The organism is Parafrankia sp. Ea1.12 (genome assembly GCF_900465275.1).
In the GTDB taxonomy this organism is placed as follows: domain Bacteria; phylum Actinomycetota; class Actinomycetes; order Frankiales; family Frankiaceae; genus Parafrankia; species Parafrankia soli.
The window spans coordinates 19,156-31,098 of the sequence record NZ_UBIZ01000437.1 but is presented as its reverse complement, the minus strand read 5'-3'; the positions used below and the strand labels follow the sequence as shown (position 1 = coordinate 31,098).

Annotated in this window: 12 protein-coding genes; 9 read left to right on the top strand and 3 right to left on the bottom strand. The window is 73.8% G+C overall.

The genetic code is table 11. The annotated features are described in order from the left end of the window. Both FMEAI12_RS25815 and FMEAI12_RS25810 read left to right on the top strand, forming a co-directional pair. The coding region (locus FMEAI12_RS25815; RefSeq protein ID WP_112108149.1) for a sigma factor-like helix-turn-helix DNA-binding protein at window positions 1–743 on the top strand (743 nt) is incomplete at its 5' end. 87 nt (window positions 744–830) lie between these two features. Then, a complete protein-coding gene (locus tag FMEAI12_RS25810; RefSeq protein WP_235014496.1) occupies window positions 831–1,349 on the top strand; it encodes a gamma carbonic anhydrase family protein in 519 nt (172 codons plus the stop codon). A gap of 111 nt (window positions 1,350–1,460) precedes the next feature. Here FMEAI12_RS25810 and FMEAI12_RS25805 read toward each other — a convergent pair whose 3' ends face one another. Further along, window positions 1,461–1,769 (bottom strand): DUF4235 domain-containing protein, encoded by a 309-nt coding sequence (locus FMEAI12_RS25805; protein ID WP_112108141.1) that lies wholly within the window; start codon window positions 1,767–1,769, stop codon window positions 1,461–1,463. A 204-nt stretch (window positions 1,770–1,973) separates the two neighbouring features. Between FMEAI12_RS25805 and dut the strand changes: the two genes are divergently transcribed. From dut to FMEAI12_RS25785, 4 genes are all read left to right on the top strand, one after another. Further along, on the top strand, window positions 1,974–2,669 hold the full coding sequence (gene dut / locus FMEAI12_RS25800; protein WP_071061625.1) for a dUTP diphosphatase: 696 nt from the start codon (window positions 1,974–1,976) through the stop codon (window positions 2,667–2,669). 13 nt (window positions 2,670–2,682) lie between these two features. Further along, a complete protein-coding gene (locus FMEAI12_RS25795) occupies window positions 2,683–3,339 on the top strand; it encodes a DUF3710 domain-containing protein (RefSeq protein ID WP_112108140.1) in 657 nt (218 codons plus the stop codon). Between the two features lie 281 nt (window positions 3,340–3,620). Further along, window positions 3,621–4,007: an OB-fold nucleic acid binding domain-containing protein gene (locus FMEAI12_RS25790; RefSeq protein WP_071061631.1), complete on the top strand. Its 387-nt coding sequence runs from the start codon at window positions 3,621–3,623 to the stop codon at window positions 4,005–4,007. 105 nt (window positions 4,008–4,112) lie between these two features. Continuing rightward, window positions 4,113–4,928: a DUF3159 domain-containing protein gene (locus tag FMEAI12_RS25785; protein ID WP_112108148.1), complete on the top strand. Its 816-nt coding sequence runs from the start codon at window positions 4,113–4,115 to the stop codon at window positions 4,926–4,928. A 39-nt stretch (window positions 4,929–4,967) separates the two neighbouring features. On the opposite strand, the gene FMEAI12_RS25780 is transcribed toward FMEAI12_RS25785, so the two are convergent. Further along, the gene (locus tag FMEAI12_RS25780) at window positions 4,968–5,747 is read right to left on the bottom strand and encodes a TrkA family potassium uptake protein (protein ID WP_235014493.1); all 780 of its coding nucleotides are present in this window, start codon (window positions 5,745–5,747) and stop codon (window positions 4,968–4,970) included. Between the two features lie 58 nt (window positions 5,748–5,805). Then, complete coding sequence (locus FMEAI12_RS25775; protein WP_112108139.1) at window positions 5,806–6,468, bottom strand: TrkA family potassium uptake protein; 663 nt, start codon at window positions 6,466–6,468, stop codon at window positions 5,806–5,808. 155 nt (window positions 6,469–6,623) lie between these two features. Between FMEAI12_RS25775 and FMEAI12_RS25770 the strand changes: the two genes are divergently transcribed. The 3 genes from FMEAI12_RS25770 to FMEAI12_RS25760 all read left to right on the top strand — a co-directional run bounded on the left by FMEAI12_RS25770 (window position 6,624) and on the right by FMEAI12_RS25760 (window position 11,679). Continuing rightward, the gene (locus FMEAI12_RS25770; protein WP_112108138.1) at window positions 6,624–8,819 is read left to right on the top strand and encodes an APC family permease; all 2,196 of its coding nucleotides are present in this window, start codon (window positions 6,624–6,626) and stop codon (window positions 8,817–8,819) included. A gap of 185 nt (window positions 8,820–9,004) precedes the next feature. Then, the gene (locus FMEAI12_RS25765; protein ID WP_112108146.1) at window positions 9,005–10,477 is read left to right on the top strand and encodes a class I SAM-dependent RNA methyltransferase; all 1,473 of its coding nucleotides are present in this window, start codon (window positions 9,005–9,007) and stop codon (window positions 10,475–10,477) included. Further along, complete coding sequence (locus tag FMEAI12_RS25760; RefSeq protein WP_200835414.1) at window positions 10,474–11,679, top strand: ROK family transcriptional regulator; 1,206 nt, start codon at window positions 10,474–10,476, stop codon at window positions 11,677–11,679. Before FMEAI12_RS25765 ends, FMEAI12_RS25760 begins: the two co-directional genes overlap by 4 nt. Window positions 11,680–11,943: the final 264 nt, after the last annotated feature.

Below are 11,943 nucleotides of genomic sequence, written 5' to 3'. Positions count from 1 at the left end.
GTGACGGTGGGTCGGCGGTGGCCGGCGTCGCGGCCCACACCGGCAGGGGTCGGCCGGGCCCGGCCGGCGGGGGCGGCGCGACCGGCCCGGCCGGCGAGGTCACGGCCGTGGCCGCCGAGCGGGCCGACCCGGCGGACCGGGTCACCCTCGCCGAGTCGGTCAGCATGGCCATGCTGGTCGTCCTGGAGTCACTGAGCCCGGCCGAGCGGACCGCGCTGATCCTGCACGACGTCTTCGGCTTCGGCTTCGAGGAGGTCGCAGAGGTGACCGGCCGCAGCCCGGCCGCCAGCCGGCAGCTCGCCAGCCGCGCCCGGCGGCACGTGCGGGAGCGGGCCGTCCGCTTCGATCCCGACCCGGCCCAGCGGCGCGGTGTCGCCGATGCGTTCCTGGCGGCCGCCGCCGGCGGTGACCTGGCCGCGCTGCTGCGCGTCCTCGACCCGGACGTCGTGCTGCGCTCGGACGGCGGCGGTGTGGTGCGCGCCGCGCTGCGCCCGATCGACGGGGCGGACAAGGTGGCGCGGTTCCTGCACGGCCTGATCGAGAAGGGCCGCCGGCAGTACGGGACCGCGGTGCGCTTCGTCCCGGTCGAGGTCAACGGGGGAGCGGGTATCGCCACGTACGCCGGTCCGCGGCTGGTGAACGTCGTTGCGCTCACGGTGTGGCGCGGGCTGGTCACGGAGATCGACGTCGTGGTCAACCCGGCGAAGCTGCGCCATCTCACGCAACCGCCACACGGCGGCTGAGTACGTCGCCACCCGCCCGGACGGGCGCCGCGACCAGCGGAAACCATGAGTGCCACGGGTGGCGGCACGATACGGCAGGATGGAAACGTGGCCATCTACGCGTTGGGGGACCTCGAACCCTCGATCGATCCGTCCGCGTACGTTCATCCCGACGCGACGGTGATCGGGAACGTCACGATCGGCCCGGAGTCGACGGTCTGGCCCGGCGTCGTGCTCCGCGGCGACCATGGGCGCATCGTGATCGGCGCGCGGACGTCCATCCAGGACGGCACGGTGATCCACACGACCGCGCAGTTCCCCACGATCGTCGGGGACGACTGCGTGATCGGGCACATCGTGCACCTCGAGGGCTGCGTGGTCGAGGACGGCTCCCTGGTCGGCTCCGGGTCGATCGTCCTGCACCAGGCCCGGGTGGCACGCGGCGCCCTGGTCGCCGCCGGCGCCGTGGTCGGCAACCGGATGGTGGTTCCCGAGCGGGCGATGGCGTTGGGCATCCCGGCGAAGATCCGCGAGGGCGCCGCCTCGCAGGAGCTCATCACCATGGCGGCCGCCCACTACGTCGAGAATGGACGCCGCTTCCGCAAGGACCTGCGCCGCCTGGACTGACCGAGGCCCGCGGCCGAGGCCGCTGCCCGGCGTTCGGTGATCCGTGGCGGTTGAGCGAGTCGTGGATGTCACTCAACCGCCACAGTTGTACGCAGCGGTGCCGCCGTCGGCCTAGTTCTCCGAGGTCGAGATCTCCGGGCGCAGCATGCCGGGGGGCGGGGAGCCCGTCGCCCGGGCCCAGCCGCGCGCGGCGACCCGCTCGGCGGCCAGCCGGCCGAGACCGATGGCCAGGCCGGAGAGCGCGGCCCAGGCGATCGCCTCCGCCCAGGAGGTCTCCGGGTCCGCCGGGTTCACCGGCGGGTCGGACTTGCGTATCTTCCGGTAGGCCGCGGTGACGCCCCTGCTCGCCGCGGTGCCGGCGAGCGCGGTCGCCGCGCCGCCCACGATCTTCCATCCCATCTTCGAAGCCGGTCCGGCCACCCCACACCTCTCGTCCGTGCGCCCCGACTCGCCGGGGCGCAGCTGGTATCGCTCTTCCGCCCTACCCCGCGGCGCGCGGTTTCCTCCTCGCGACCGCCGGAGGTCGGGTCGTCCTCGTGTCGCCGGCATGTGCCGGCCGTCTCGTCACGGGGAGTCGTTAGTGTCGCGGACAGCCCGCCCGGGTGAGGACGACCCAGGAGAATCATGACCGCGACCACCCCCACGCCACCCGGCGCCCCGCTTCCTGTCGGCGCCCTGCGCGCCTACGTTCCACCAGCCGACGCCGTGCCCGGTGATGGCGTGGCCGGCGACATCGTCCCCGGCGCGCAGCGCCCCGAGCCGCCGACCCGCCAGCCGACCGGTGATTCGGTGCCGCCGACCGGCCAGCCGGCCGTCGGTGCGGGCACGCTGGAGGTGCTGGTCCGCCGTCTGGACCCGGATCTCCCGCTGCCCGCCTACGCCCAGCCCTCGGACGCCGGCGCCGACCTGGTGACCGCGCAGGACGTCACGCTGGCGCCCGGTGAACGGGCCATCGTCGGAACCGGCCTCTCCGTCGCGCTGCCCGAGGGTTATGCGGCTTTCGTGCATCCCCGCAGCGGACTGGCCGCGCGACACGGTCTGTCCGTGGTCAACGCCCCCGGAACCGTCGATGCCGGTTACCGTGGAGAAGTCAAGGTGATACTTATAAACACCGATCGAAGTGAAGTCATCGCTCTCCGTCGTGGGGATCGGGTGGCTCAGCTCGTGGTCCAGCGGGTGGAGCACGCGGTCTTCCGCGAGGTCGACCTGCTCCCGGATTCCGTCCGGGGCGCGGGCGGCTTCGGGTCGACGGGCGGTTTCGGGCGGTCCTCCGACGGTGGACCGCGAAGGGAGGGCCACGGTGTTCGGTCGGGGTCGTAGGTCGTCGGCCGTCATGGCGGCCGACCCGAGGGCGGAGGAGCCGGACGACGTCGATCTGGTCGGCCCCTTCGACCTCGAGGAGGCGCCCGACGACGACGTGCACAGGCTCGACCTCGGGGCGCTGCGGGTGCCGGCGCTGCGCGGCGTCCAGGTGCAGTTCCAGGTGGAGGAGTCGACCGGCAAGCCGCTCACCGTCGTCGTGACGGACGGGCGCAGCGCCATGGAGCTCGCGGTGTTCGCCGCGCCGAAGACCAGCCCGCTGTGGGACGACGTCCGCACGGAGATCCTGGAGACCGTGCGGGACACCGGCGGCAGCGAGGTCGAGGGCCCGTACGGGCTGGAGCTGCGGCTGCGGCTGCCCACGAGCCAGCCGGGGGAGACCGTGCCCGGGCGGATGATCGGCGTCGACGGGCCCCGCTGGTTCCTGCGGGCCGTCGTGACCGGCGCGGCGGGGCAGGACCCGTCGGCCGGGCCGCTGCTCGACGAGACGCTCGGTGGGATCATCGTGGTCCGCGGCGACTCGGCGATGCCCGTTCGGGATCCGCTGCCGCTGCGGCTGCCGAAGGAGATCTCCGAGCATCCGGACGGCCCCGGCGCGGAAGCCGAGCAGCGCTCGGATTCCAGGCCCGCGATCCCGGTTCCCGGCGTTCGGATCAGCGAGACCCGCTGACCCTTTCCCGGCCCGTCGGGCCGCCGCGCCGAGGCCGGTGACCGGAGGCGGAACGGCGCCGAAACAGTACGGGAACGAGTCCGTGGCGCGCGGCGGGCCCTCGCCGGCTGTCCCATCATGGGCGCGATCGGTGGTGGCGGGTGGTCCGTCCACCTCATAATCCCGGTTCAGGGCGCCGATGCGTGGGCTCGTGGTGGGATTCCCACCCGCCGGTCCGGTGACGTCCCAGGTTTCGGATTCCGTCGCCCGGCTTCGGGAGCGGTTCGATGATCGGAGGAGCCGTGGGCGAGGGGCGCGGCTGGTTGGGACGACGGTTCCACCGGCTGACAGCGGACAACCAGGAACTTGAGGACGAGGAGCTGCGGCAGGCGTCGGTCGCCGTCGGCGCGGACCCGATGCACGCCTGTCGGGACCGCGAGGAGGCGTGCGTCGCCGGATCCATACGTTCGGTAACCGTCCGGGCGCGTTCGGGGGCACCGAGTCTGGAGGTCGACCTCTATGATGGAAGCGGCACCGTGACTCTCGTGTTCCTCGGCCGCAAGCACATCGCGGGCATAGAGGCCGGTCGATCGGTCAAGGCATCCGGTCGGGTCGTCGTGCGCGACGAGCGGACCACGATGTTCAATCCCCGCTACGAGCTGCTGCCAGCCTCCTCGACCAGCGCCTGAGTGGCGCCCGGCGACAGGACTACACCGCCCATGCCACCAGCGTCTCCGCAGGATCCGTCAGTGCCGAACCCGGCGACGGGTCCGGGCGACCCCGGCGGAGCGGCCGTGACCCCGGTCGACGGCGTCGCGGTACCGGGGGCGGGCCCTGGCCTCCCGGCCGGGCACGACGACGCCGGTGGCCGGGCCGGTGGGATCGCCAGCCGGGCCGGTGGGTTCGGTGGCCGGTCCGGTGGGTCCGGCGGCCGCGGCACCGGTGGTGAGCCACCGGTCACGCTGGCAGAGGCGGTGGGCGGCCCGCGCGGAATCATCGACAGCGCCATTCCGACGGTGGCGTTCGTCACCGTCAACGCCGAGGCCGGCCTGACGGCGGGGATCGTCGTCGCGATCGCGGCGGCGGCCGGGCTCGTGGTCCTGCGGGTGGTGCGACACGAGCCCGTCCAGCAGGCGTTCTCCGGGCTCTTCGCGGTCGGGTTCGCCGCCTTCATAGCCTCCCGGACGGGCAGCGCCGAGGGCTTCTTCCTGCCCTCGATAGCGAAGAACGCCGTCTGCGCCGTCGTCGGCCTCGGCTCGGTCCTCGTCGGGCGTCCCGTCGGCGGCTACGTGATGGCCGGCTTCGACCAGCGGTACTCCAACTGGCGGGAGACACCGTCCGTCCGGCGGGCGGCGGTCTGGGCCACCTTCGTCTGGATCGCGGTGTTCGCGGCGCGGTTCGCGATCCAGGGCGTGCTCTACCTCGCGGGGGAGTCCGGCTGGCTCGCGGCGGCGAACATCGTGCTGGGTCTGCCGTTGTTCGGCGCGGCCGTGCTGGCCACCTTCGCGATCGTCCGGCGCCTCGCCCCGCTGGCGGAGGACGAGCCGTCCGGGGAGGACGGTCAGACCGGCGAACCCGGCCAGCTCGCCGCGGGCATCCCGAACGACTGACAGACCGCGCCGCGCCCCCGGCGCGACGACCGGGATCGGCTAGAGCACCCCGGAGACGCGCTGGTTCCGGCTGGCGTCGGCGGGGACGGCGCCGAGCAGCGCCGCGAGGCTCTCCTCGGCCTCGCTCGTGGTCGCGACGGCCAGCACCTCGTCGCCCGGCTCGAGCGTGCTGTCCGGTGACGGGACCACAGCGTTGCCGTCCCGCAGGATCACGACGACGGCGGAGTCCGGCGGGAGGTCGACGTCGCCCAGCCGCCGGCCCACGACGGGCGCGTCCGCGGTCAGGGTGAGCTCGACGAGGGAGGCGTCGCCCTGGCGGAACTTCATCAGGCGCACCAGGTCACCGACGCTCACCGCCTCCTCGACCAGCGCGGTCAGCATGCGCGGCGCGGACACCGCCACGTCGACGCCCCAGGACTCGGTGAACAGCCACTCGTTCTTGGGATGGTTGACCCGCGCGACCACCCTGGGCACGCCGAACTCGGTCTTCGCCAACAGCGAGACCACGAGGTTGACCTTGTCGTCGCCGGTGGCGGCGACCATCACCGCGCAGCAGTCCAGGCCGGCGCCGTCGAGGGAGGACAGCTCGCAGGCGTCGGCGAGCAGCCAGTCCGCCGCGGGCAGCGCGTCCCGGCGGATCTTGTTCGGGTCGCGCTCGATGATGAGCACCTCGGAGCCGTTCTCCAGCAGTTCCGCGGCGATCGAGCGGCCGACCTTGCCGGCGCCCGCGATCGCCACCCGCCGGTTCGCCGTCCCGCTCCGCTCGGCGGCCCCGTCCTGTTCGGTGCCCCCGGTACGCGCGTCCGGATCCGCGGTCATCGCAGGTCCTCGTCTCTCGTCGTCAGTCGTGCCGGCGTCGCCAGTGGTGCCCGCGTCGTCAGTCGTGGTCGGGGCCGGTGCGGATGATCGCGTCCGCCTCGGCGGCCCGCGCCTTGGCGACCGCGATGTGCAGGACGTCGCCGTCCTGCACCATGGTCCGCCCGTCGGGGAGCAGGCCGTCGCCGAACCGGGTCACGCACGCCACCCTGACCTCGGCCCGGGCCTCCAGCTCGGCGAGCCGCCGTCCCACCCAGCCGCGCGCCGGCGTGACCGCCGTGAGCAGCACCGAGCCGGACGTGTCCGTCCACTCGGGGGTGACGGCGTCCGGGACGAGACGACCGAGGATCTGGTCGCGCGTCCAGCGCACCGTGGCGACGGTGGGGATGCCGAGGCGTTCGTAGACCTCGGCCCGCCGGGGGTCGTAGATGCGGGCCACCACCCGCTCCACGCCGAACATCTCCCGGGCGACCCGGGCGGAGATGATGTTCGAGTTGTCCCCGCTGGAGACCGCGGCGAACGCGGCCGCCCCGGCGATGCCGGCCTCGACGAGGGTGTCCCGGTCGAAGCCCATGCCGGTCACCGCCCGTCCGCCGAAGCCGGCCGACAGGCGATTGAACGCGGCCGGGTTCTGGTCGATGACGGCCACCGAGTGGCCGAGCCGCTCGACGGCACCAGCCAGGGATGAGCCGACCCGGCCGCAGCCGAGGATCACGACGTGCACGGGAGGTGAGCGTAGTCCGATCGGGGTTGCCCGGTCGATGTCTGTCGGCCACCCGTCCTGGCAGCTCATCGGGCACGTGTGTCGCTATGGCCGGGTTGGAGTGCGCCACGTCACACACACTGGGGAGGTGGGATCGGGGTCGGTAGCATCGCCGCGTGGCGCTCACAGACCGACTGAAGCGCGGATTCGTCGGTCGCCCCATCGGCTCGGACCGACTCGGTGAGACATTGCTGCCCAAGCGGGTCGCGCTCCCCGTGTTCGCCAGCGACGCGCTCTCATCGGTCTCCTACGCGTCGGAGGAGATCCTTCTCGTCCTCGCGCTCGGCGGACTCACGCTGCTGCACTACACGCCGTGGATCGCGGGCGCGGTCGTGATCCTCATGCTGACCGTGGTGGCGTCGTACCGGCAGAACGTGCACGCCTACCCCAGCGGCGGCGGCGACTATGAGGTGGCCTCGGTCAACCTCGGCCCCCGCGCCGGCCTGATGGTCGGCAGTGCCCTGCTGGTGGACTACGTGCTCACCGTCGCCGTGTCGGTGTCCGCGGGTGTCGCGAACCTGACATCGGCGGCGACGGGGCTCGCCGAGCACAAGGTGCTCATCGCCAGCCTCCTGGTCGTGCTGCTCACGCTGGTCAACCTGCGCGGTGTGCGTGAGTCCGGGTCGGCGTTCGCCGCGCCGTCCTACGCGTTCATCCTCGGCATCCTCGTGATGATCGTGACGGGGCTGGTGCAGACCGTCTTCGGGGACGCACCGCGGGCCGAGAGCGCCGGTTATGAGGTCCACGCGGAGCAGAACTTCGCCGGCCTGGCCCTGCTCTTCCTGGTTCTGCGCGCCTTCGCGTCGGGCTGCACGGCGCTGACGGGTGTCGAGGCGATCAGCAACGGCGTGCCCGCCTTCCGTCGGCCGAAGAGCCGCAACGCCGCCACCACGCTGCTGATGATGGGCGTCATCGCCGTCACCATGTTCGTCGGCGTGACGGCGCTGGCCCTCATCTCGGACGTCCACATCGCCGAGAACCCGGCGGACCTCATCGGGGCGCACGGCGAGCAGCGGACCGTCGTCGCCCAGATCGCGGCCGCGGTGTTCGGGGACGGCTCGGTGGGCTTCATCTACGTGGCCGCGGTGACCACGCTCATCCTCATTCTGGCGGCCAACACCGCCTTCAACGGCTTCCCGGTGCTCGGCTCGATCCTCGCGCGCGACGGCTACCTGCCCCGCCAGCTGCACACCCGCGGCGACCGGCTCGCCTACTCCAACGGGATCGTGCTGCTGGCCGGGTTCGCGATCCTGCTCATCGTCGTGTTCGACGCGCAGGTCACGGCGCTGATCCAGCTCTACATCCTCGGTGTGTTCATCTCGTTCACCCTCAGCCAGACCGGGATGGTCCGGCACTGGGCGCGCCTGCTGCGCGAATCCGACCCGGCCGCTCCCGACGGCTCCGCCCCGCTGGTGGCGGGCGGCGGGCGGAGGGCCGAGCACGGTGGCGAGCGGAATGGTGACCCGCTGGCCGGCGGCGTGCCGCTGGACGCGAGCATGCGCCGCAGGATCCGCCGCTACCAGGCCATCAGCTTCCTCGGGGCGTGCCTGACCGGGGCCGTGCTCATCCTCGTGCTGCTCACCAAGTTCACCCGCGGGGCCTGGATCGTCTGCATCGCGATCCCGGTGATCTACCTGGGCATGCAGGCCATCCACCGGCACTACGACCGGGTCGCCACCGAGCTGACGCCCGAGCCCGGGCCGCCGACCCTGCCGTCCCGGGTGCACGGGGTGGTCCTGGTCAGCAAGATGCACGCGCCGACCCTGCGCGCGCTGGCCTACGCGAAGGCCACGAAGCCGCACACGCTGGTCGCCGTCACCGTGGCCGTCGACCCGGCCGAGACGGAACGGCTGCGCCAGGCCTGGGAGGAACGCGGTATCAAGATCGATCTCGTTGTACTGGCGTCGCCGTACCGGGAGGTGACCCGCCCGGTCCTCGACTACGTCGCCCGCATCCGGCGGGAGAGCCCGCGCGACGTGACCGCGGTGTTCGTCCCGGAGTACGTCGTCGGGCGCTGGTGGGAGCACCTGCTACACAACCAGAGCGCGCTGCGGCTCAAGGCCCGGCTGCTCTTCCAGCCCGGGGTGATGATGATCAGTGTCCCGTGGCAGCTCGCGTCCAGCTCGCACGCGCAGACCAGGCAGGAGTCGGTCGGCGCGGGCGCGGTCAGACGGGGCAGCGCGGCCCCGCCCGGGCACTTCCGGCCCGGGCACCGGGGGCCGGGGCCGGGGAGCGCTGGTGGCGGTGACGCCGCCGTGACCGCGAACCCGCCGGCCAGTTCAAACGCGGCGCCGCCCGGGGATGCCCCGTGAGCGGGCGCCCGGCGCGGCCGTCCAGCGGGACCAGGCGACACCCCACGGCACCGGACGGCACGGCGGAGCGGACCGGACGGCCGGTCCGGCACCGCGCCGGCGACGCCGCCCGGGACCGCGCCGGCGATACCAGCCGGGACCGGCCGGAGCGGGCCGATCGAGACCGGACCGACAGGGTGGGCGGGGTGACGCGTCCCGTCCCCGTCCCGCCCAGCGAACTGGTGGAGCTTGACGTCGGCCCGGTCGCGCACCGTGGGCTCTGTGTGGCCCGCGCCGGCGGTCGGGTCGTGTTCGTGCGTCACGCGCTGCCCGGCGAGCGGGTACGGGTCCGGATCACCGACGTCTCCCACGACCGTTACTGGCGCGCCGACGCCGTCGAGATCCTCGTCGCCTCCCCGGACCGGGTGGCGCCCCCCTGCCCGCACGCGCGTCCCGGCGGGTGCGGAGGGTGCGACTGGCAGCACGCCACGCCCGCCGCGCAGCGCCGGCTCAAGGCACGGGTGGTCGAGGACGCGCTGCGGCGGCTGGCCGGCCTCGAGCGCGCCGTGCTGGTCGAGGCGTTGCCGTCGGAGGGGCCCGACGGGCTGGGCTGGCGCACCAGGATGCGCTTCTCGCGGACGCCCGACGGCGGCGTCGGGCTGCGCGCGCACCGCTCCCACGAGGTGGTGCCCACTCCCGACTGCAAGATCGCTCATCCGCTGCTCGCCCGGGTGATCGCCGACCCGGTCTTCCTGACCGGCGACGGCTCGCCCGAGGTGACCGGCCAGGCGGTGGAGCTTGTGGCGATGCCCGGCGACGCCGTGGCGTACTCGACGCGGTCCGGCGGGTGGCGCGTCACCGAGACCGGCCTCGCCGCCGACGCCGAGGGCCCCGGTCCTGACCGCGGCGAGCCGGCGCCGGTCGAGGTGGTCGAGACGGTCGAAGGCCGCGAGTTCCGGCTGGAGCCGGGGGTCTTCTGGCAGGTCCACCCGGCCGCCGCGGCGACGCTGGTCGCCGCGGTGCGCGAGGCGGCCGCGGCCGCGGCGGGGGACACGGCCCTCGACCTGTACTGCGGGGCGGGGCTGTTCGCCGCGTTCCTCGCCGAGGCGGTCGGACCGACCGGGCGGGTCATCGCGCTGGAATCCGACGAGGCCGCCGTCCGCTCCGCCGCGCGGAGCCTGGCGGATCTGCCCTGGGTGTCGCTGCGTTCCCTGCGGGTGACCCCGGCGACGGTCCGCGGCCTCGTCGGCGCGGCGGACCAGCCGGCCGCGCCCGCCGACGGCCTCCCGGCCGGCGGCGCCACGCCCGGCCCGGCCCGGCGGGCGGTGGACGTCGCGGTGCTCGACCCGCCGCGGACCGGCGCGGGTCGTGAGGTCATGACCGAGCTCCTCGCGCACCGGCCGCGCCGGGTCGTCTACGTGGCCTGCGACCCCGCCGCGCTCGCGCGGGACGTGGCGGTCGCGGCGGGCGAGGGGTATCGGCTCACCGAGCTCCGCGCGTTCGACCTGTTCCCGATGACCTCGCACGTGGAGTGCGTGGCGACCTTGGAGCCCGCGCCCGCGGGCGCGACCGGTGCCGCGGGCGCGACCGGCTCCGAGGACGCGGCCGGCTCCGAGGACGCGGCCGGCTCCGTGGAGCCGGCCCGGCCAGGCACGGGCAGCACGGCGCTACCGCGATGACCGTTGACGGCCACGTGGCCGCGCCGCAAGGCTTTGTGTTCATGCCCCGAACGCCGCCCGGCTCCCAGTCGTCGCTGCGCGCCGCCAACCGGGACCGGGTCCTGGGCGTGCTGCGGCGGGAGGGCAGCCTCGCCCAGGCGGAGATCGCGCGGCTGACCGGGCTGTCCCCGGCGACCGTCTCCAACATCGTCGGTGAGCTCCGCGAGAGTGGGGACGTCGACGCGCGTCCCGCGGTGAGCGGCGGGCGGCGGGCGGTCCGGGTGTCGCTGTCGCGGCGGTCCGGAGTCGTGATCGGGCTCGACTTCGGCCACCGCCACCTGCGGGTCGCCATCGGCGACCTCGCGCACGAGGTGCTGGCCGAGGACGTCGTCGACATCGACGTCGATCACCAGGCCCAGGAGGGCATCGCGACGGCCGGCCGGCTGGTCGACGACCTGCTCGGGCGGCTCACCGTCGACCGGGCGGACGTGGTCGGCGTGGGCATGGGCCTGCCCGGCCCGATCGACGCGGTCACCGGCGCCGTCGGATCCTCGGCGATCCTGCCCGGATGGGTCGGCGTGCCCGCCGCCGCGCAGATGTCGGAGCGGCTCGGGCTGCCCGTCCGGGTCGACAACGACGCCAACCTCGGTGCCCTCGCCGAACTGCACTGGGGCGCCGGCCAGGGCGTCCGCGACCTCGCCTACCTCAAGGCCTCCACCGGCGTCGGCTCCGGCCTGGTCATCGACGGGCGCGTCCACCGCGGCGGAGCGGGAACCGCGGGCGAGATCGGGCATACCACGCTGGACGAGAACGGCTCGGTCTGCCGCTGCGGAAACCGCGGCTGCCTGGAGACGATCGTCGGAACGTCGGTGCTGCTCGAGTCGCTGCGCACGAGCCACGGGCCGGACCTCACCGTGCGCGGGATGATCGACCGCGCGGTCGCCGGTGACGCGGGATGCGCCCGCGTGGTCTCGGACGCCGGCCGGGCCATCGGGAACGCGGCCGCGAACCTGTGCAACCTGCTGAACCCCCAGATGATCGTCGTGGGCGGCGACCTCGCGGCGGCGGGGGAGACCCTGTTGGAACCGATGCGCCAGGTGGTGCACCGCTTCGCCGTTCCGGCGGCCGTCCCGACAATCGTGGCCGGCGTGCTCGGCGAGCGTGCGGAGGTCCTCGGCGCCCTCGCGCTGGTGCTGCGCGAGGGCGAGCCGATCCCGCGCTGACCGGGCGCCAATCCTGACCGGCGCCGCGCTGACCCCTCCGGCCTGACGGGCGCGTCCGCGCAGGCCCAGCTCCGGAGTACCAGCTCAGGGCGTGTTCCGGCCCCACCGCCGCGACCCTGAGTCGCCGATCTGTTCCTTCGGGTCGTGATGCCATCGGAACATGAATGAGAAACTTTGCGGACCTAATCCTTGTATTCAAGTCTTGACGACAAAGTCATCCTCTCCGCAGACTGCCACCAGAGCGTGACCGGTTCGCTCCGGCAC

Excerpts from the sequence above, each read along its gene's own strand:
- FMEAI12_RS25780 (WP_235014493.1), bottom strand. The coding sequence starts at position 5,747 with ATGACCGCGGATCCGGACGCGCGTACCGGGGGCACCGAACAGGACGGG.
- FMEAI12_RS25760 (WP_200835414.1), top strand. The coding sequence starts at position 10,474 with ATGACCGTTGACGGCCACGTGGCCGCGCCGCAAGGCTTTGTGTTCATG.
- dut (WP_071061625.1), top strand. The coding sequence starts at position 1,974 with ATGACCGCGACCACCCCCACGCCACCCGGCGCCCCGCTTCCTGTCGGC.
- FMEAI12_RS25795 (WP_112108140.1), top strand. The coding sequence starts at position 2,683 with ATGGCGGCCGACCCGAGGGCGGAGGAGCCGGACGACGTCGATCTGGTC.